The organism is Streptomyces sp. NPDC005303 (assembly GCF_040607335.1).
Classification (GTDB): Bacteria; Actinomycetota; Actinomycetes; order Streptomycetales; family Streptomycetaceae; genus Streptomyces.
In genome coordinates this window covers 107,405-124,071 of record NZ_JBEXGM010000022.1, presented here as the reverse complement: position 1 = coordinate 124,071, position 16,667 = coordinate 107,405, and the positions used below count along the sequence as shown (strand labels likewise).

At 68.5% G+C, this 16,667-nt stretch carries 31 protein-coding genes; 29 read left to right on the top strand and 2 right to left on the bottom strand.

Features of this window, described 5'->3' with window-relative positions; translation table 11 throughout:
- Positions 1 to 101 precede the first annotated feature (101 nt).
- Positions 102 to 629, bottom strand: coding sequence for a GIY-YIG nuclease family protein (locus tag ABZT93_RS27535; RefSeq protein ID WP_356109577.1), 528 nt, complete (start codon positions 627 to 629; stop codon positions 102 to 104).
- A complete protein-coding gene (locus ABZT93_RS27530) occupies positions 626 to 853 on the bottom strand; it encodes a hypothetical protein (RefSeq protein ID WP_356109575.1) in 228 nt (75 codons plus the stop codon). Before ABZT93_RS27530 ends, ABZT93_RS27535 begins: the two co-directional genes overlap by 4 nt.
- Before the next feature lie 177 nt (positions 854 to 1,030).
- Here ABZT93_RS27530 and ABZT93_RS27525 point away from each other — a divergent pair, with 177 nt between their 5' ends.
- The 29 genes from ABZT93_RS27525 to ABZT93_RS27385 all read left to right on the top strand — a co-directional run bounded on the left by ABZT93_RS27525 (position 1,031) and on the right by ABZT93_RS27385 (position 16,664).
- A complete protein-coding gene (locus ABZT93_RS27525) occupies positions 1,031 to 1,588 on the top strand; it encodes a hypothetical protein (protein ID WP_356109574.1) in 558 nt (185 codons plus the stop codon).
- 91 nt (positions 1,589 to 1,679) lie between these two features.
- Entirely contained in the window at positions 1,680 to 1,886 is a 207-nt protein-coding gene (locus tag ABZT93_RS27520; RefSeq protein WP_356109571.1) for a hypothetical protein, read from the top strand.
- On the top strand, positions 1,883 to 2,143 hold the full coding sequence (locus ABZT93_RS27515; RefSeq protein ID WP_356109568.1) for a hypothetical protein: 261 nt from the start codon (positions 1,883 to 1,885) through the stop codon (positions 2,141 to 2,143). Before ABZT93_RS27520 ends, ABZT93_RS27515 begins: the two co-directional genes overlap by 4 nt.
- Positions 2,144 to 2,151: 8 nt before the next feature.
- Positions 2,152 to 2,316 (top strand): hypothetical protein, encoded by a 165-nt coding sequence (locus ABZT93_RS27510; RefSeq protein WP_356109565.1) that lies wholly within the window; start codon positions 2,152 to 2,154, stop codon positions 2,314 to 2,316.
- The gene (locus tag ABZT93_RS27505; RefSeq protein ID WP_356109562.1) at positions 2,313 to 2,804 is read left to right on the top strand and encodes a hypothetical protein; all 492 of its coding nucleotides are present in this window, start codon (positions 2,313 to 2,315) and stop codon (positions 2,802 to 2,804) included. Before ABZT93_RS27510 ends, ABZT93_RS27505 begins: the two co-directional genes overlap by 4 nt.
- Positions 2,801 to 3,088 carry a hypothetical protein gene (locus ABZT93_RS27500; protein WP_356109559.1) on the top strand — a complete coding sequence of 96 codons (288 nt, stop codon included), beginning with the start codon at positions 2,801 to 2,803 and terminating at the stop codon, positions 3,086 to 3,088. The genes ABZT93_RS27505 and ABZT93_RS27500 overlap by 4 nt, the downstream gene beginning before the upstream one ends.
- 144 nt (positions 3,089 to 3,232) lie before the next feature.
- On the top strand, positions 3,233 to 3,952 hold the full coding sequence (locus tag ABZT93_RS27495) for a hypothetical protein (protein ID WP_356109555.1): 720 nt from the start codon (positions 3,233 to 3,235) through the stop codon (positions 3,950 to 3,952).
- A gap of 46 nt (positions 3,953 to 3,998) precedes the next feature.
- Positions 3,999 to 4,553 (top strand): hypothetical protein, encoded by a 555-nt coding sequence (locus ABZT93_RS27490; protein WP_356109553.1) that lies wholly within the window; start codon positions 3,999 to 4,001, stop codon positions 4,551 to 4,553.
- Complete coding sequence (locus tag ABZT93_RS27485; protein ID WP_356109551.1) at positions 4,550 to 4,762, top strand: hypothetical protein; 213 nt, start codon at positions 4,550 to 4,552, stop codon at positions 4,760 to 4,762. Before ABZT93_RS27490 ends, ABZT93_RS27485 begins: the two co-directional genes overlap by 4 nt.
- Positions 4,759 to 4,962 (top strand): hypothetical protein, encoded by a 204-nt coding sequence (locus ABZT93_RS27480; RefSeq protein WP_356109550.1) that lies wholly within the window; start codon positions 4,759 to 4,761, stop codon positions 4,960 to 4,962. Before ABZT93_RS27485 ends, ABZT93_RS27480 begins: the two co-directional genes overlap by 4 nt.
- Entirely contained in the window at positions 4,959 to 5,267 is a 309-nt protein-coding gene (locus ABZT93_RS27475) for a hypothetical protein (RefSeq protein WP_356109549.1), read from the top strand. Before ABZT93_RS27480 ends, ABZT93_RS27475 begins: the two co-directional genes overlap by 4 nt.
- A 139-nt stretch (positions 5,268 to 5,406) precedes the next feature.
- Positions 5,407 to 5,691, top strand: a complete 285-nt coding sequence (locus ABZT93_RS27470; RefSeq protein ID WP_356109548.1) for a hypothetical protein — start codon at positions 5,407 to 5,409, stop codon at positions 5,689 to 5,691.
- Between the two features lie 116 nt (positions 5,692 to 5,807).
- A complete protein-coding gene (locus ABZT93_RS27465) occupies positions 5,808 to 6,068 on the top strand; it encodes a hypothetical protein (RefSeq protein ID WP_356109547.1) in 261 nt (86 codons plus the stop codon).
- 113 nt (positions 6,069 to 6,181) lie between these two features.
- Positions 6,182 to 6,628 carry a hypothetical protein gene (locus ABZT93_RS27460; RefSeq protein WP_356109545.1) on the top strand — a complete coding sequence of 149 codons (447 nt, stop codon included), beginning with the start codon at positions 6,182 to 6,184 and terminating at the stop codon, positions 6,626 to 6,628.
- A gap of 4 nt (positions 6,629 to 6,632) precedes the next feature.
- Positions 6,633 to 7,670 (top strand): hypothetical protein, encoded by a 1,038-nt coding sequence (locus ABZT93_RS27455; RefSeq protein WP_356109543.1) that lies wholly within the window; start codon positions 6,633 to 6,635, stop codon positions 7,668 to 7,670.
- A complete protein-coding gene (locus ABZT93_RS27450) occupies positions 7,664 to 7,951 on the top strand; it encodes a hypothetical protein (RefSeq protein ID WP_356109541.1) in 288 nt (95 codons plus the stop codon). Before ABZT93_RS27455 ends, ABZT93_RS27450 begins: the two co-directional genes overlap by 7 nt.
- Before the next feature lie 5 nt (positions 7,952 to 7,956).
- On the top strand, positions 7,957 to 8,349 hold the full coding sequence (locus ABZT93_RS27445; RefSeq protein WP_356109539.1) for a hypothetical protein: 393 nt from the start codon (positions 7,957 to 7,959) through the stop codon (positions 8,347 to 8,349).
- 12 nt (positions 8,350 to 8,361) lie between these two features.
- Positions 8,362 to 9,498 carry a hypothetical protein gene (locus ABZT93_RS27440; protein ID WP_356109538.1) on the top strand — a complete coding sequence of 379 codons (1,137 nt, stop codon included), beginning with the start codon at positions 8,362 to 8,364 and terminating at the stop codon, positions 9,496 to 9,498.
- Positions 9,495 to 12,479: a glycosyl hydrolase family 28-related protein gene (locus ABZT93_RS27435; RefSeq protein WP_356109536.1), complete on the top strand. Its 2,985-nt coding sequence runs from the start codon at positions 9,495 to 9,497 to the stop codon at positions 12,477 to 12,479. The genes ABZT93_RS27440 and ABZT93_RS27435 overlap by 4 nt, the downstream gene beginning before the upstream one ends.
- An 11-nt stretch (positions 12,480 to 12,490) precedes the next feature.
- Positions 12,491 to 13,201 (top strand): hypothetical protein, encoded by a 711-nt coding sequence (locus tag ABZT93_RS27430; protein WP_356109534.1) that lies wholly within the window; start codon positions 12,491 to 12,493, stop codon positions 13,199 to 13,201.
- Positions 13,198 to 13,446, top strand: a complete 249-nt coding sequence (locus ABZT93_RS27425) for a hypothetical protein (protein ID WP_356109532.1) — start codon at positions 13,198 to 13,200, stop codon at positions 13,444 to 13,446. Before ABZT93_RS27430 ends, ABZT93_RS27425 begins: the two co-directional genes overlap by 4 nt.
- A 9-nt stretch (positions 13,447 to 13,455) precedes the next feature.
- Complete coding sequence (locus tag ABZT93_RS27420; RefSeq protein WP_356109529.1) at positions 13,456 to 14,052, top strand: class I SAM-dependent methyltransferase; 597 nt, start codon at positions 13,456 to 13,458, stop codon at positions 14,050 to 14,052.
- Entirely contained in the window at positions 14,052 to 14,918 is an 867-nt protein-coding gene (locus ABZT93_RS27415) for an NAD-dependent epimerase/dehydratase family protein (RefSeq protein ID WP_356109526.1), read from the top strand. The genes ABZT93_RS27420 and ABZT93_RS27415 overlap by 1 nt, the downstream gene beginning before the upstream one ends.
- 11 nt (positions 14,919 to 14,929) lie before the next feature.
- Entirely contained in the window at positions 14,930 to 15,133 is a 204-nt protein-coding gene (locus ABZT93_RS27410) for a hypothetical protein (protein ID WP_356109523.1), read from the top strand.
- Positions 15,134 to 15,154: 21 nt separating this feature from the next.
- Positions 15,155 to 15,400 (top strand): hypothetical protein, encoded by a 246-nt coding sequence (locus ABZT93_RS27405; RefSeq protein ID WP_356109520.1) that lies wholly within the window; start codon positions 15,155 to 15,157, stop codon positions 15,398 to 15,400.
- Positions 15,397 to 15,708 carry a hypothetical protein gene (locus ABZT93_RS27400; RefSeq protein WP_356109517.1) on the top strand — a complete coding sequence of 104 codons (312 nt, stop codon included), beginning with the start codon at positions 15,397 to 15,399 and terminating at the stop codon, positions 15,706 to 15,708. Before ABZT93_RS27405 ends, ABZT93_RS27400 begins: the two co-directional genes overlap by 4 nt.
- A gap of 85 nt (positions 15,709 to 15,793) precedes the next feature.
- Positions 15,794 to 16,102, top strand: a complete 309-nt coding sequence (locus ABZT93_RS27395) for a hypothetical protein (protein ID WP_356109515.1) — start codon at positions 15,794 to 15,796, stop codon at positions 16,100 to 16,102.
- A gap of 2 nt (positions 16,103 to 16,104) precedes the next feature.
- Positions 16,105 to 16,380, top strand: a complete 276-nt coding sequence (locus ABZT93_RS27390; RefSeq protein WP_356109512.1) for a hypothetical protein — start codon at positions 16,105 to 16,107, stop codon at positions 16,378 to 16,380.
- Positions 16,377 to 16,664 (top strand): HNH endonuclease signature motif containing protein, encoded by a 288-nt coding sequence (locus tag ABZT93_RS27385; protein WP_356109509.1) that lies wholly within the window; start codon positions 16,377 to 16,379, stop codon positions 16,662 to 16,664. Before ABZT93_RS27390 ends, ABZT93_RS27385 begins: the two co-directional genes overlap by 4 nt.
- The last annotated feature ends 3 nt before the right edge of the window (positions 16,665 to 16,667 follow it).

Below are 16,667 nucleotides of genomic sequence, written 5' to 3'. Positions count from 1 at the left end.
GCACGTCGAAGCCCCGGCCGGGATCGTCTCCGGCCGGGGCTTCCGTCGGTACTGGGTGCGGCATCGGTAGCTCGTCAGCTGCCGGTGGCTGGAACGGGGGATCAGCTGTCGTCGCCTTCTCCGGGCTTGGACCAGGGGCCAGCGGTGGGCCGGTCGGGCAGCTTGGCGCCGGGCTCGTGGACATACCAGCGGAGGAACTGGCGGAGCACCTTCGACATGTCGGCCTCGGGGTCGGGGCTGCCTTCGACTGCGTCTCGGAACGTGGCCCACAGTTGGTCGGTGGTCTTGAACTGGCCGATTCGCTTGGAGCTGACACGGGCCTCTCGGAGAGGCCTTGGATGCCTGCCGTAGATGAGGTGACGGAACCTCGGAGTCCCGTCTTCTTCCGGAAGTGTCAAGTTGCGCTCCGGCGCTTCGTCTCGCACAGCCCTCGCTTCCGCCTGCGCTGCAAGGATCCGGGTGTCGTGCCACTCGACGGTCGTCCTAGCGACTTCGCTGCGCCACCAACTCTTTTGCCAAGCATGTTCCTTGAATCGTTGCTCGGGGTGGATCGATATGCCGACGTAGAGCAGCTGGCCGGTGGAGTCGAAGGCGCGGTAAAGCGCGGTAGGGCGGCGGTTGATAGTCACGCGCGGTCGCCCTCCCCTTCCCGTTCGGCGCGAGCTTGTTCGACAACCGCCCTGTCGGGGCGGCTTGGCAGCTTGGCGCCGGGTTCGCGGATGTACCAGTCGATGAGCTCGCGGATCAGGGCTGCGCGTTCGGTGCCCATGGCCTTCGCGGCGGCGTCGAAGTCGTACCAGGTGTCCCCGATGCGGATCTGGCGGGCCGGGGTCTTGGGTGCATTCGGTGACATGCGCTGACGGTATCCAGGTGTAGCTACCTGCGCCATCTTCCCTCTCCTCTCACGTAGCTACGGGTGTAGCTACAGAATCTCTAGCGAACGGCTTGCGGTGTAGCTACACCGAAGTTTAAGGTGTAGCTACACCCCGAGCAAGGGGCATCGCCAGGGAGATCAGTAGGGGAGACGGCAATGAAGGCTCGCATCGATCACGTGACGGACGCCCGAGACACCCGACCGGCGTGGGGGATCACCTACCGCCGATACGTGGACGTCAAAAGCAGCCACGTGCGAGTGCAGGCAGACGACCTCGACTCCGCCCTGGCCGCCCTGGCCGAGTACATCGGCAGCAACCAGTACGCCGTGACGGCGATCTACCCCGAGCAGCAGCCGAACGTCGGCCGGGGCAGCCAGGGTCAGGCCGCTACGAGCGAGCCTCAGCATGGCGACCGCCACGGCAACGGCCGAGGCGAAGACTCGACGAACAGTGCCCCTGAGGGCTTGGCGACACTCCGGAATCACATCGCCGTGGCCCTGGCGAACGAAGGTCAAAGGGCCGACCGCAAGCCCGACTTCGCGAGCAGCTACGGAGTTGACGGCGAGACCGACGGCTTCGTGGATGCGGTTCGGGCCGCCGCGCTCTCGTGGGCTGCCGATCGGCTCAACGGCATGCGGATGGCCGAGCGGGAGTGGTTGCCGGCGACCGGACTTCACAAGGGCGAGCAGGAACTCCGCCGTCTGGCCGCCTGACCCACCCACGGCCCGGCCTTCACTGGCCGGGCCCGCCGAACCACCGCCCACTTCCAGGCCGCCTACACCGCCGCCGCGCAAGGAGCCCCTAATGAAGCGCATCGTCGTCCACGTCGGCATGAACGCCATCGCAGGCAGCACGCAGGAACTCGTCCTCACCGGCGACGAGATCCCGGCTGGCTGGGACCAGATGACCGAGGGCGAGAAGTCGGCCGCGATGGAGCCGATCGTCCAGGTATGCATCGAGAACGAGATCGACGCCGGGTGGGGCGAGTACAACGACGAGGACCCGAAGTGATCGCCTTCCCCCGCACCACAATCCCCATCCCGGATGCGGTCGCCGCCCTGTCCGCCCACCAACTCCCGGCCCGGGTGCGCGCCGCCCGCCGCCAGTCCTGGGAAGCCTGCGTCCGCCTCAGCCTGTGCAGGCACGGCCGGTACGAGGAAGGCAGGCAGGTGGCGCTCGCCGAAATCGCGGCAGCATCGAAAGTACTCGCCGCGCACAACCCGAAGCTTGTTCACGGCTGGGACGACCTGCCCGGCCTCAACCGATAGGAGGACCGATGAGCGCTCCCAGCCAGCCGCGCTATGTCGTGGAGAAGCACGGACCCGGCAGCTTCTACGTCTACGACACAGCGACCGGTGTGAGCCGCCACCCGAGCTTCACACGCCGGGGCGCCCAGAAGATCGCCGACCGGAAGAATGCTGCGCACCGGAGGACGGCATGACCACCACCTGGCCGTTCGGCGCCGACGCCGACCGCGATGACCCCCTGGTGGACCTTCGCATTGCAGTGACCGGCAGCCACCCCATGTGGCGCTACCTCGTCGCCTTTGACCGCGAGAGCCCCGTGCGTCCCACCGGCGCGGAGGCCGCGATGCTCGCCTCTTACCTCGACGAGTACAAGGCCTACTGGTACAACCCCTCCTACCTCGGCAAGCTAGCCGGGCGCCCCCTCGACGTGGACGGCGGCGCCAACGGGGTTATCTTCCGGAAGTACGCCGACGGCGACTGGGGCTACCGGCGCCAGTCCTGGACTATGGGCCCGCTCTATGTTCCGCAGTCCCCGCGCCTGCGCGAGATCTATTCCAGCGAGGCGTTCGGGCCGTACACCCTTGAGCAGGTCATGGACCACGCGCACACCATCGCCGACGACAAGCCGATTAAGCGGTGGCTCGACTGGAAGGCCTCCCATCCGGACGTGTTCCCGACGTGACCCGCCGCCTCTCCGTGAAGGCGGCCCGAGCCGTCGCTGATGCTGCCGAACTCGTCAAAGCCCCCGACTGGCCGGACACCCGCAACTGGCATGCCGTGTCCGGCGGGCAGGTGCTCGTCGTCATCGAACCGTCCTACGGCGGCACCAGCCGGACGGGCCGCAACGGATGGAACTGGCGGCTCGCCGACGGCGCCCGCACCCGACACCAACCCGAACCCACCCGCGAGAAGGCCGCCGTCGCCGGGCTCGGAGCTTGGATGCGGTGGGTTACCAGCAAGCCGTGAACACCCCACCCTGAGGGCCTGCACCGGAAGCGGTGGCAGGCCCTCAGGTGTGCCCACTGAGCCAACGGCCCGCAATGTCGACCTCGTAGTGCACCATTGGCATATCGCGCCACATGCTTCCCGTACCACCGCCGAGGAGCCGCCGTGTACGACCCCATCCCTGACGACTCTGGCTACGAATGGCCGACATGCGTCACCCCCCACTGCAACCGCCGGCTGTGGACCATCGAAGCTGATCGGTGGGCTTGCCGGCCGTGTGAGGACGTCACGGCGACCCGCATAGCCGAACTTCCCGCCCTGTTCCGGCAGCTGGACACGACGGCCGCGTTGATGAAGGGCGCTAGCCGCGTCTCGTCCGGCGGTTCCGGTACCCGCACGGCCCCGATCCCGCCCCGGTTGGACGTCCTCAACCTGGTCGGCCCGGGTGGTGTAGCGGCCCGCCTGTCGGCGATCGAGGATGCGTGGCGGGCCACGCTCGGCTGGACGGTCGCCCCGTGGCGCGGCAACCCCGCCCAGGCCGTACCCGAGCTGGCCGCGTTCCTCGCCAACAACCTCCTGTGGGCGTGCTCCAGCTACGAGGAGGTCGGGCAGGACATCGACGACCTGCGGAGGCTGCACGGCGAATGCACGGCCCTGGTGAACGATGAGCGGCGTCCGGGGCGGGTGCAGATCGGCAACTGCCCCGCGCGAGTCGACGACGGGGTGTGCTGGCAGCCGTTGACCGCCCGCGCCGACAGCCACCGGGTGCGATGCGGGGCCTGCAACAGCGCGTGGGAGACGATCGGGGAGTGGCGGGAACTCCGGGCCGGGCAAGAAGCCGTGCTCGCCGCACTGGCCCTCGAAAACCACGCGACGGCAGCCTGAACCGCCCGCGACCCTAAAGCATCAACGCCCGCACGGAAGGCCCGCCATGCAGAAGATCCCCACCCTGTTTGTCCGCGACCCCGAAGACCGCCGCCGCGTCCTCACTGAAGTCACCGCAGGCTGCGAGTGGGTCCTGGACGGATACGGCACCGCGACCCGCAAGTACGACGGCACCTGCATTCTGCTCGACGAGTCCGGGGAATGGTGGGCCCGGCGAGAGGTCAAGCCCGGCAAGGCGACGCCGCCCAACTATGTGCCGGTGGAGCGCGATCCGAACACAGGGAAGACGGTCGGCTGGGAGCCGATAAAGCAGTCCTCGTTCGCGAAGTACCACGCCGAAGCTGCGGAGATCCACAGCGCGTGGCCCCACGGAACCTACGAACTCTGCGGTCCGAAGATCAACGGAAACCCGGAAGGGCTCGAACGGCACACGCTTATCCGCCACGCCACCGCCGAGACCATCGAACCCAGCCTCGACATTCGCACCTACGACGAGATCGGCGACTTCCTCGCCCGCCACAACTGGGAAGGCATCGTCTACCACCACCCCGACGGACCCATGGTGAAGATCAAGGCGCGCGACTTCCCGGGGGCGTCGTGAGCGCCGTGTACGTCGTCACGGAGAACGCGGGCTACGACGTCGGCATGGTCATCTGTGGCGTGTTCAGCGCCCGCCAGAAGGCAGACGACTGGATCGAGACCCAGCGCGCCGAGCATGCCAGCGAGGTCAAGGCAGGCAAGGCTGTTGGGTGGGGCGCGCCGACCTACGACGTCGAGGAGTATCGGGTCGACCCGGAGGTGGCGGCGTGAGCGATCGCCCGGACTGCATTCACCACCTCGATCTGTGCCCCGCCTGCGACGGGCTCCGTGTCACTCGCCTCGAACGGCTGGACGGCATTGAGAGCGTGACCCTCGACGCCGGGCCGTTCAGCTTCAGCGGACCCGCCGAGGTCTACATCGGGCCGATGGCGGAAGACTGTTCCGAGGTTGCGGGCGAGGAGGCGCCGTGAGCGAGGCGCCGAACATCCGCCTCCTTGACGGCCGCCGCATGCAGTGCAAGGACATCCCCGACGAGACGTTCCTCAACGCCGTCCGACGCACCCCCGGCGCCTCGGCCATGAACTGGCGGAATCGGTGGGAAGTCCACGCCACCCTCGAAGAGGCCGTTGGCTGGATCCCCGAGAACCTGCTCCTCGCCAAAGCCCGCAAGCTGATCGCCACCGGAAAGATGGGCGGGTGCGACTGCGGATGCCGAGGCGACTGGCACCCGCCAGACGAATGCGTCGCTGCGCACTGCTGCCATCCACCCGGGTGACCTGCTGGATCTACTTGTCAGCAGGTCACCGGGCACTGTATCTTCCGTAATTGACGCTCGATACTTCCGTCACAAGAGCCCCTGAGACCCCCACCGTGAACGCACCGGTGGGGGTCTTCGCATGCCAGCGGGAGGTGTGATGGTCGCCTACCCAAACCCACCCACAGACGAGATCCACTTCAAGGCCGTTGAGAACGGCGAACGGCAGCTCGGCAACCAGAGGGAAGCAGCGCTCGTCGCCGGGGTCAAGCCCGCGACCATCCAAGTCTGGGTGAGCCGCAAGAAGATCGAGCCCGTCTTCGTCGGACCCGAGGGCCCGATCTTTCATCTCCCCACAATCAAGAAGGCGGCCGAGGGCGGGTCCGCTCACAGGCATCCCACGCCGTGGCTAAACAGCCAGGGTCCCCGCCAACTTGCCGCCTAAGACCCCTGCGCGCGGTGGGTGTTGCGCAGGACGGGCTTTGAAGCGCCACGCGCTCAGCCCACCCGTCCGCCCGGCCCTAGCGGGGGCCGGGCGGACAACAACAGCCGGGAGGCGCCGTGGCCGACGCGATCTACCGCTACGAGATCCCCGTCGACGACCGCTGGCACCCCCTCCAACTCTCCGGCCGCATCGTGCACGTCGACTGCCGCAACACGCGCGCCGTCGAAGTCTGGGCCATCCACACCGACGGCCCGGTCGAGACCCGCAGCTTCCGCGTGTACGGCACCGGGCATCCCCTGCCGCCCGACGTCCAGCACATCGGAACCGCGATCGCGCCCGGCGGACAGCTCGTCTGGCACCTCGTCGAAACCGCCTGAGCCCGGGGCTGGCCGCTCACTCCGAGCCCCGACGTCCCGCCGCCCGTAGCCCCCTGCGCGGGCGGCGGGACCGCCAACCTGCGCCACGCGGCGCCCACCCCAAGGAGACCGCCGTGGCCAACCTCGTCTTCAACGTCGCGTTGGGTCGCGTCGCCTCGCTGGCCGCACTGCCCGCCGCGAACGACGGCCTCGTCCTCATCGCCCTGGAAGCCAGCGGCCTGGAGGCGGACTCGGTCCTGCGCGACAAGGACACGCTCACCGACGTTGTCTCCGGCACCACCAACGAGCAGACCACCGTCACCCGCAAAGCCCTCACCTCGGTGACGGTCACCGTCGACGACACGAACGACAGGGTGGCAATCGATGCCGCCGACGTCACCTACACCTCACCGACCGGCAACCCAGTCGGAGCATTCGTCATCTGCTACGACCCCGACACCACCAGCGGCACCGACGCGGACCTGATCCCGCTCACCAAGCACGACGTGACCTGGACGCCGGACGGCAACAACTTCACCCTGACCATTTCAGACTTCTGCCGGACCACGTCCGCCGCGTAGCGCCGTGGCCAGCTTCAGCGACGACTTCAACCGGGCCGACACCAGCGACCTGGGCGCCGGATGGGTGGAGGTATCCGGCGACTGGTCGATTGTCTCCAACCAGCTGTCCCCGGGCTCGGCGGGCGGCACGATCATCCTGCGCGCCGCCACAGCGATGGACACCAGCGACCACTACGCCCAGATCACCATCGCCGCCACGGCAGCCGTCAGCCAAGGCGTGTGGTGCCGCGGCAACTCCAACATCAGCAGCGGCTACCTGTGGCGCAACAACGGCACCAGCTGGGACCTCTTCTCAGTCATCGGCGGCAGCTTCACCGTCATCGGCACCTACACGGCCGCCGCCGCGCCAGGCGACGTCGCGAAGGTGCAGGCGGTCGGCAGCACCATCAAGGGCTTCGTAAACGGAGTCCAGAGGGCCTCGGTCACCGACACGGGTGTCACAACCGGAACCAGCGTCGGCATCCGCGGCGAATCATCCGGCTCGCTCCGCTACGACGACTTCTCTGCCGGAGACGTGACCGCCGGCGCGACCCTTGGTGCCGCGTCCGCCGTCGATACCGGACAGGCGCTCGCCCGCAGCAAGACGACGGCTCTTGGCGCCGCAACTGGCACGGAGACCGCACAGCCCGTCACCGGCGCGAAGACTGCATCTCTGACCCTCGCAGCCTCCTCCGAGGCGGCGCAGCAGCTCGCTGGCAGTAAGGCCGCCGCGCTGACCGTCGCGGCGCAAACCGAGACCGCGCAGCCGCTCACGGCCACGAAGATCGCAGCCCTCGGTGGAGTCAACGCCGTTGATGCGGCTCAGCCCCTCACGGCTGCCGTCAGTCGAAGTCTCGGCCCGGCTGCATCCGTTGGGAACGCTCAGCCCCTGGCTGGCGTCAAGGCTGCCGTTCTCGGTCCAGCCGTCGAGACCAGCACCGCGAGGCCACTCGTCCCGGCCGGCGCCGGCGACGACGTCGACATCACCGTTGGCGAGCCCTACAGCCCGTGGGCGGTCGGCGTCCCGCAGTCGGTCCGGTGGGAGGTGGCCACGCCGTGGTGATCCCGGCCTCCTCCACCGAGTACCTGCACATCCCGGTGACCCTGCCTGCGGGTGTCGACTCCGGCGCCACCCCGGTCCGGGTGGCGCTGGTCACCCACCGCAACAACCCCGCCGACGACGAATGGCATGACGCCGCCTGGTCCGGCGGTGACGTCCGCATCCTCGTCGGCCCCGGCACCAGCCTTGCCCTCGCTGCAGGGGACTACCGGGTGTGGATCAACCTCGACCCGCCTGGCAGCGAAGACGTTGTCCGCAAAGCCGGAATCCTCACCATCACCTGAAGGGGGTGAGACCGATCAGCGACAACCTTTCGAACACGGCCGAGAACCGCTGCCTCGACTTCATCAACGGGCTGAGCGCGACCGCCCCCACTACCCCGCTCAAAGTCGCACTCGTCACCGCGGGCGGCTCGGACACCGTGGCAGGCACCGAAGTTGCGGGCGGGGCCTACGCCCGCCAGACCCTCACCGTCGCCGCCGCAGCCTCCGGAGCCACCAGCAACAGCGCCGACGTCGTCTTCAGCGGCATGCCCGCCGCAACCGTCGTCGGCGTCGAAATCTGGGACTCCGCAGGCACCCCGGTACGGCTCTGGTACGGGATGCTCGCCGCCTCCCGCACCGTTGCCGCCGGTGACGAACTGAGGCTTGCCGCCGGCAGTCTCACGCTCAGCCTGTCCTGATCGGGGGCCCGCATGCCGAGCCTCTCCAGCCTCGTCGACAATTTCAACGACTCCGTGATAGCCCCCGACTGGGGCAACGCCTACGGCGGCGTCACCGAATCCGGCGGCAAAGCCCACGTGCCGTGCGTCGCAGGCTCCTACGCCGGCTACCAGACCTCCTACACGTGGACCATGGCCGGGGCCGCCTTCTTCGTGAAGGTCGTCACCGCCCCCGCAGCCTCGACGGCGACCGAGGCGTACTGCGCCGTCATGGTCAACGCGCCCGGCATCAACGACAACACGGGCCCCACATTCGGGTATCGCTGCGGCTTCACGATCAACGCGGTCACCGGCATGCTGCGCATGCAGTCCGACACCGGCTACTTCGACGCCGGGGCCGTCGAGATCGCCTACAGTCCGGTCACGCACGCCTTCCTGCGGCTGCGCGAAGACGGAACGAACGTCTACTGGGATACCAGCCCCGACGGCACGACGTGGACGAACCGGCGTACCCTCGCCACACCGGCCTGGATCACCGCCTCCGTCGATCAGTGCGCCGTCGACATGTCCGCCCACCGGGATGCGGGCGCCACCGATGAGGCCACCCTCGACCTGTTCAACACCCTCTCCGACGGCGCCGTCTGGACCGCCTCCACCACGCTCACCGGCGAATCCGAGCTTGCCGCGGCCACCCTCCTGTCCGCGCACACCGCATCCGATCTGACCGCCGAAAGCAGCGTCACCGCGGCCACCGTCCTGTCCGCGCAGGCCACGGCCACCCTCACCGGCGAATCCGACCTGTCCGCCGACGCGGCCTCCACTCAGATCCCGGAGGTGGCCGACATGGCAGCCGGAGACTGGGACCTCTACATCGAACAAGGCAGCACATTCGTCCAGACCTACACCGTCGACGACGACCCCGACTTCACGTGGGCAGGCTGGACCGCCCGATCCCAGATCCGGTCCGCCCCCGCCGACACCGGCGACCTCCTCCTCGACCTCACCCCCTACCTGTCGATCACCGGCGGAGCCATCAAACTCGCCATCCCCGCCACCCAGACACAGCTCCTGAACCGCAACGGAGTGTGGGACCTCGAACTGGTGCAGGGCTCGACCGTGGTGCGCCTCCTCAACGGCAAAATGACCGTCAGCCTGGAGGTGACCAGGTGAGGATCCGTGTCACCGGCGAAACCCAGCCCGACGTCCAGGTCACCGGCGGCCAGTCCTCCCGCGTCATCGAAGTCGGCGTCGGCAGCGTGTTCTCCGTCAACGGCCAGAGCGGTGCCGTGCGCATCGACGGCGTCACCGACTGGATCAACGCCAGCCTCGCCCCCTACAGCGCCGACCGCACCGGCATCGCCGACTCCACCACAGCCATCCAGGCAGCCATCAACGCCTGCCAGCCCGGCGGCACCGTCTACCTGCCCCGCGGCACCTACAAGACCAGCGCCACCCTCGACCTGAAAAACGGGGTCACCCTGCGCGGCTCACACGCCGCGATGATGACCGGCCCCGGCATGAGCGCCGCCGCCTACCCCTGCTACATCCAGCCCGCCGCAGGCTTCACCGGCACCTCGGTCATCCAGATTATCGGCGACAGCGACGGCACCCACCCCGACATCAGCGCCGAGCAGCGCATCATCGACGTCACCATCGACGGCTCCCTCCTCGGCGGGAACACCGTCGACGGCCTGTACGCGCGCGGGAACGTACAGAACGTCGTCCTCGACGGTTTCACCGTCCGGAAGGTGCCTAACAACGGCATCGTCACCGCGGCCCGCACCAGCGACGGCAAGTACCCGTTCTCGTGGCGGCTCCGCCACGTCATGGCCGACACCTGCCACGCCAACGGCATCCTCCTCACCGGCTGCACCGACGTCACCCTCGACGACGTGCAGGCCATCGGCTGCTGGGGGCAGGGAATCGTCCTCGCCAACTGCCCCAACGGCCGCATGATCGACTGCCGTGCCGAATGGAACGGCAGCCACGGCATCCACATCACCGGCGCATGGGGCGACTGGACCGGCGCCGGCGGCATGCACATCGCCGACACCTCCACCGACCGCAACGGACAGCACGGCCTGCTCGTCGACGCCACCGGCAACACGCCAATCCTCATCACAGGACTGTCCACACGGCGCGACGGCCGCAACGGCGGCGCAGGCGGAGCCGGATACGCCGGGCTCGCCGTCATCGGCGCCACCGTCCCCGTCACCATCGACGACATCACCTGCTACCCCGGCATCGACGACAACGGGTCCGGCGCCAACAGCCCCCAGTACGGGGCCCGCCTGTCCGGCGCATCCTCGGTCACCCTCGACGGCGCCCACCTGCACGGCGCCACAGCAGGCCTGTACGACGACGGCACCAACACGATCGCCGCCTATGGCCCCAACATCGTCACCGCGGCCGGCGCCACCACCTCGGCCACCCGCACACTGCGCCCGCCGATCCTCGACTGGATCAACGTCCGCCAGCGTGGCGCCAAAGCAGACGGCACCACCGACGACACCGCCATCATCCAGGCCGCGCTCAACGCGGCCGGAACCGGCGGAACCGTCTACCTGCCCGCAGGCACCTACGCCACCAGCGCGCCCCTCACCATCCCGCCCGGCGTCACCCTCCGCGGCAGCCACGGCGACCACTTCGACAACCTGAGCGGCTGGACGCAGGTCAACGCCCGCATCAAACCCCTCGCCAGCTTCTCCGGCGTCTCCGCTATCCGCATCCTCGACGCCCCCCTCGGCGGATACGCCGCCAAATCGTGCGAACAGCGCCTGTACGACCTCACCCTCGACGGCACCGCCCTCCCCGGCGGCAACGCGGTCGACGGCATCCAGGCACAAGGCACCATCCGCGGAATGGTGTTCGAGAACCTGTCGATCAAGAAGTTCGGCGGGCACGCCATCTACTTCACCTACAACTTCTCCGCCCCCGCCGGCCTGCCCCAAGCCCCGTACTCCAGCCGCCTGCGCCGCATCGTCGCCTCCGACACCGGCGGCAACGCCTTCTCGTTCAACAACACCACCGACACGACAATGATCGACGTCGAGTCGATCGCGGCCGGCGGATACGGCTTCTACCTGTCCGGCTGCGGCAACAGCACACTCATCGCCTGCCGCGCCGAATGGAACCTGCGCGGTTTTCACATCGTGCCCGGCAACGCCCAGCTGTCCCTGCTCGGCTGCTCCACCGACCGCAACACCCAGAACGGCATCCTCGTCACCGGCGGCTCCGCGGGTGCGACCGTCGTCATCACCAACGCGCGACTCAACCGTGACGGCCGCAACGGCGGTACCGGCGGCGGCAACTACGCGGGCCTCAACGTCGACACCAGCCCCGCCTACGTCATCGCCACCGACATCAGCGTCCTCACCGGCATCGACGACGACGGCTCCGGCACCCGCAGCCCCCAATACGGCTTCTCCGCCACCGGAAACACCTACGTGGCCGTCAACTCCGGCACCCTCAACGGCAACACCGCAGGATGGCGGGACGGAGGCGGCAACACCCGCCTGCAGCGCGGCCTCAACATCCGCGAAATCGTCGGCGACCCGGCCGCCCCCACGAGCACGCTCGACGGCGGCGGCACCTTCGACGGCATCACCGGCAGCCTCTCGGTCGCCGGAAGGGCCCTCGGCGTTCCCAGGCCCGCAGACCACAACCTCGTCGCCTGGACACAAGACCCCGCCACCATCGGCAACGGCACCGCCGGAACCAGCGGGACGCTCTACCTATCGGCGGTCTACGTGCCGAAGTACACCACCCTCACAAAGCTCATCTGGGGAAGCAACGGCGCAGGCAGCGGCGCCACCGCCGGCCGAAACTTCGTCGGCCTCTACAACGCGGCAGGAACCCTGCTTGCCAGCGTCGGCGTCGACGCGCGCATCACCGGCACAGGAGCCTTCACCGAGACCATCAACGTCACCGCGACACCCGGCCTGTACTGGGTGGCGTTCCTCGTCACCGCCACGACCATGCCGCAGATCTATCGCGGCGGCACGCTCAGCGGCGGCCTCCACAGCGCCAACCTCAGCGGAGCCTCACTGCGCTACGCCACCAACGGGACCGGGCTGACGGCGCTTCCCGCCCCGATCACACCGGCCAGCAACACGGCCACGAACCTGACCTACTGGGCCGCCGTCGGATAGGAGCCCGCGCCATGGCCGACGACCTCCTCGTCATCATCCCCACCCGCGGCCGGCCCGGCTCCATCCCCGAGATCATGCAAGCGTGGGACGACACCGGGGCCACCGCAGACGTGCTGTTCTGCGTCGACAAAGACGACCCCGAGCTCGGCGGGTACAAGCAGCAGGCGAAGCAGCTGGCCGACGACGCGCGGGTGCGGTTCGTGTTCTGGGCGCGGAAGCGCCTCGTCGGCACGCTCAACCAGGCCGCGGTGAAGAACGCGCCGGACTACCGGTTCCTCGCGTTCCTCGGCGACGACCACCGGCCCCGGCCAGCCGCCACGCCGTGGGATGAGCGGATCCGTGTCTGCCTGTCCGGCGGGCCCGGCATCGTCTACGGCAACGACCTGCTCCAAGGCGAGGCCATGGCGACCGCCGTGGCAATGACGTCGGACATCGTGCAGACGCTCGGCTACATGGCCCCGAGCGCCATGGTCCACCTCTGCGTGGATCTGGTCTGGGTTGCGTGGGGTCGCGGCATGGGGCGGATCACCTACCTCGACGACATGGTCATCGAGCACCTACACCCGGCGGCGGGCAAGGCGAGCGTTGATGCGGTCTACGAGGACTGCAACAGCCCCGAGCGGGCATCCTCGGACGCCGCCGCCTACTACGACTACCGCGACAACGGCGGCCTCGACGGCGACCTGGCCAAGCTGCGCAAGCTCGTCGAGGAGTCCGGATGAGCCTCCCGGGGGTGGGCGCGATCGTCCACTACGTAGCCAAGGGGGCGGAGGCCGGGGACGGAAAGTGGCGCCCGGGACCCTGTCGAGCGGCGATCGTCACTCACGTGATCGAGCCCGACAAGATCGATCCCTACGTCGACCTCACAGTCTTCGAGCCCAACGGATGGCGGGTTGACGGCGCCGTCAAGAACGACGTCACCCGCACCGTCGATGAGACATGGCACTGGGCCATGCCGGACTGTTGAGGAAGCCTCATGACCGCCGCCGACATCATCGAAGCCTGGGACCAGGCAGACCCGTCCGCGATCCACCCCACCCGGGGCATCGACGAGGACGCCTACTGGAACTCCGGCCGCAACCAGGCCGCCCTCATCGGCACCGTCCTGGCCGACGGCTGCAAGGTCGTCGACTTCGGTTGCGGGGATGGTCGCGTCGCCATCCCGCTACGGGCGCTCGGCTACGACGTCACCGCCGTCGACGCGAGCCAGAACATGCTCGACCGGCTGCGCCAGCACGACCCCGACATGCCCACGCTGTGCAACCCCGGCCGGGATCTGTACGGGCAGTACGGCAAGAAGGCCGACGCGGTCGTCTCCCTCGCCGTCCTCATCCACCACGGCTACGCCGACTGCCTCAACCTCCTCGCCGAACTCCGGCAGGCCGTCAAGCTCGGCGGGCTCCTCGTCCTCGACTGGCCGATCAGCGACCAGCCCGCCGAAGGCCAGGTGTGGACCGACGTCACCACCTGGAGCCAGGAAGCCCACGACGACGCGTGTGCCCGCATCGGGCTCAAGCAGGTCGATGCGGCGCTGCCGTGGGGCGTCTACAAGGCCGTGAAGGCAGGCGGCTGATGCGGGCCCTACTCACGGGCTCGGGCGGCTTCGTAGGCCGTCACCTGCACCGGGCCCTCGACGAACGCGGCTACGAGATCACCTGCGTTGAGCTCGCCGACGGCGACGACGCACTCGACTTCTTCCGCACCAACGACACCCGGTACGATCTCGCGATCCACGCGGCGGCGATCGTCGGCGGGCGGGCCAGCATCGACGGCTCGCCGCTCGGCGTCGCCACCAACCTTGCGCTCGACGCCTGGTACATGCGGTGGCTCATCCGCACCGGCACCCCGCGCGCCGTGTTCTTCAGCAGCAGTGCCGCGTATCCGGTCGCGCTTCAGCAGCCCGGCGACGTGCGGCGCCTGTACGAAGAGGACATCAACCTTGCGTACATGGAAGAGCCGGATGCAAGCTACGGCTGGGCGAAGCTGACGGGGGAGAAGCTGGCGTCCTACGCGGAGGCTGAAGGCTGCCGCATCCTCATCCCCCGCCCGTTCAGCGGCTACGGCGAGGACCAGGACGAGGCGTACCCGTTCCCCGCGTTCATCGCCAGAGCCAAACGCCGCGACGACCCGTTCGAGATCTGGGGGAGTGGAGACTCGACGCGCGACTGGATCCACGTGGACGACCTCGTCGGCGCCACCCTCGCACTCCTCGACAATGAGGTCACCGGCCCGGTCAACCTCGGCTGGGGCAGGGCGACATCGTTCGACGAGCTCGCGCGCATCGTCACCGACGCGGCAGGTTACCGGCCCCACTTCAAGCACCGGCAGGATGCGCCCCAAGGCGTCCACCACCGCGTCAGCGACCCGTCCCGGATGCTCAACCACTACGTGCCGACCGTGACGCTCGAAGAGGGCGTGCGGCGGGCGCTCGAAGCCTGAGAGGTGGCTGCGTGAACGCCACCCAGCGGTTCGCCTACCGCCACGTCCCCAGCTTCAGGCGCGAGTCCGGCGGCCTCTACCACCTGTACGTCGCCGCCTACTCGCGGATCTACGCCGCCCGCATGCGGTACCTCCACAAGCGCGGACGCCACGGACGCGGCGCCCCGCACAGCATCGCCCCACGCTGCCAGTGGTGCGGCACCCCCATCACCTGAACCCATGGAAGGCCCGCGCCCATGGCCCTCGACACCGACAAGCCCGGAGCGCCCGTGCGGCGCGGAGCCGACATCGAGATCATCGACCGAGGAAGCGCCGGGCCCGTCCTCGTACCAAGCGCGGTCCGCATCAACGGTGTCGACATCCCCATCCCCTCCGGGACCAAGATCCGCGTCCACGACATCAGCGAAGACGAAGCAGTCACCGTCACCCTCACACTCTTCGCCCGCCGCATCGTCATCGCGGCCGAAGGGGACCTGACGTGATTGATACTCGCGTCGAGCTGGCGGTCAACGCGGTACTGGAAGCCGACTTCAACAAGCACCAGCACCTCCTGCCCGGCCGCGAGCTCTCCCGTCGGCGCGACAGCGAACACGTCATCCTCACCTGGTCCGCACCAGACGCCCCGCCCGAAGCCGCAACCATGAGCCCCTGGTTCACGCTCGTCGGCGACCACATCGAACTCGGCGGCATCGACTACTACGACACCGCCGGACACCGCATCACGGCAACGCAGCCCATCACCACCAGCGACGTGCCCGAAGCGCTACGCGGGCCCAACTGGAAGCCGTAGACCCACCACACAGGAGCCCGCGCCCATGGCCCGCCTGTAGATCCTCGAACTCCCCGAAGGCAGCGAAGACGACCGGCCGCCGTTCGTGCTCGTCGTCGACCAGTACGAGCCGCAGCGCTACGTGCTCGGTCCCGACCAGTCGCATCCCGAGCCGGTTGATCTGTTCGCCGGAATCGCCGAGAAGATCGGCGCACGGGCCATCCTCGTCTTCGAAGAGACCGTCGACATCCCCGCCAACGACGTGCCCCTCGATCCCGACGGCTACCCGGTCAAGCTGCGTATCGAGCCCGACTTCGAGACCTTCCGTGAGCAGGTACAGGAAGAGATCGTGTACGCGCAAGGCAAGGTCACGCGGGCGCTCAACAGCGACACCGAACGCAGCCCCGAGGAGTAGCGATGGCCGCCCCCGTATACGGCGACGTACAGATCACACGACACCTCGGCATCGGAATCAAGGTCGACACCGCACCGCGGTGGGCCAAGATGCACGTCGACATCCTCGGACAGTCCGGGCTCTACATCCTGATCGAAGACGGGGACGTCGTCATCGCCGACCAAGTCGTCTACCGCATCACCGGCTACGACCCCGACGACCGCACGCTCACCCTCGAACTCCTCACCGACTGGCGGCCCGGACAGAAAGACGACCCCAACGCCGAGAAGCAGACGTGAGCGGGGGATGGAAAGGCAGCGACCGCAAGAGCCGGCTGCCCAGCAACTGGGCTCGCCTCCGCGCCGAAACCCTCGCCAGGAATCCAATCTGCGTCCTCTGCGGAGTGCGGCCATCCACGCACTGCGACCACATCAAGGCCAAGACCGACGACCACAAGCAGCTCCAAGGAGTCTGCGAGCCCTGCCACATGCGGAAGTCGTCAGCCGAAGGGAACGCCGCCCAGCGCGCCAACCCCAAGCCCGGACGGAAACGCGAACCCGAGCAGCATCCCGGACTCCTGTAGGGC

Bases quoted from the DNA above. Each gene is read 5' to 3' on its own strand.
- ABZT93_RS27530 (WP_356109575.1), bottom strand. From the start codon at position 853: ATGTCACCGAATGCACCCAAGACCCCGGCCCGCCAGATCCGCATCGGG.
- ABZT93_RS27525 (WP_356109574.1), top strand. From the start codon at position 1,031: ATGAAGGCTCGCATCGATCACGTGACGGACGCCCGAGACACCCGACCG.
- ABZT93_RS27520 (WP_356109571.1), top strand. From the start codon at position 1,680: ATGAAGCGCATCGTCGTCCACGTCGGCATGAACGCCATCGCAGGCAGC.
- ABZT93_RS27510 (WP_356109565.1), top strand. From the start codon at position 2,152: ATGAGCGCTCCCAGCCAGCCGCGCTATGTCGTGGAGAAGCACGGACCC.
- ABZT93_RS27505 (WP_356109562.1), top strand. From the start codon at position 2,313: ATGACCACCACCTGGCCGTTCGGCGCCGACGCCGACCGCGATGACCCC.
- ABZT93_RS27490 (WP_356109553.1), top strand. From the start codon at position 3,999: ATGCAGAAGATCCCCACCCTGTTTGTCCGCGACCCCGAAGACCGCCGC.
- ABZT93_RS27470 (WP_356109548.1), top strand. From the start codon at position 5,407: ATGGTCGCCTACCCAAACCCACCCACAGACGAGATCCACTTCAAGGCC.
- ABZT93_RS27440 (WP_356109538.1), top strand. From the start codon at position 8,362: ATGCCGAGCCTCTCCAGCCTCGTCGACAATTTCAACGACTCCGTGATA.
- ABZT93_RS27430 (WP_356109534.1), top strand. From the start codon at position 12,491: ATGGCCGACGACCTCCTCGTCATCATCCCCACCCGCGGCCGGCCCGGC.
- ABZT93_RS27425 (WP_356109532.1), top strand. From the start codon at position 13,198: ATGAGCCTCCCGGGGGTGGGCGCGATCGTCCACTACGTAGCCAAGGGG.
- ABZT93_RS27420 (WP_356109529.1), top strand. From the start codon at position 13,456: ATGACCGCCGCCGACATCATCGAAGCCTGGGACCAGGCAGACCCGTCC.
- ABZT93_RS27415 (WP_356109526.1), top strand. From the start codon at position 14,052: ATGCGGGCCCTACTCACGGGCTCGGGCGGCTTCGTAGGCCGTCACCTG.
- ABZT93_RS27405 (WP_356109520.1), top strand. From the start codon at position 15,155: ATGGCCCTCGACACCGACAAGCCCGGAGCGCCCGTGCGGCGCGGAGCC.
- ABZT93_RS27390 (WP_356109512.1), top strand. From the start codon at position 16,105: ATGGCCGCCCCCGTATACGGCGACGTACAGATCACACGACACCTCGGC.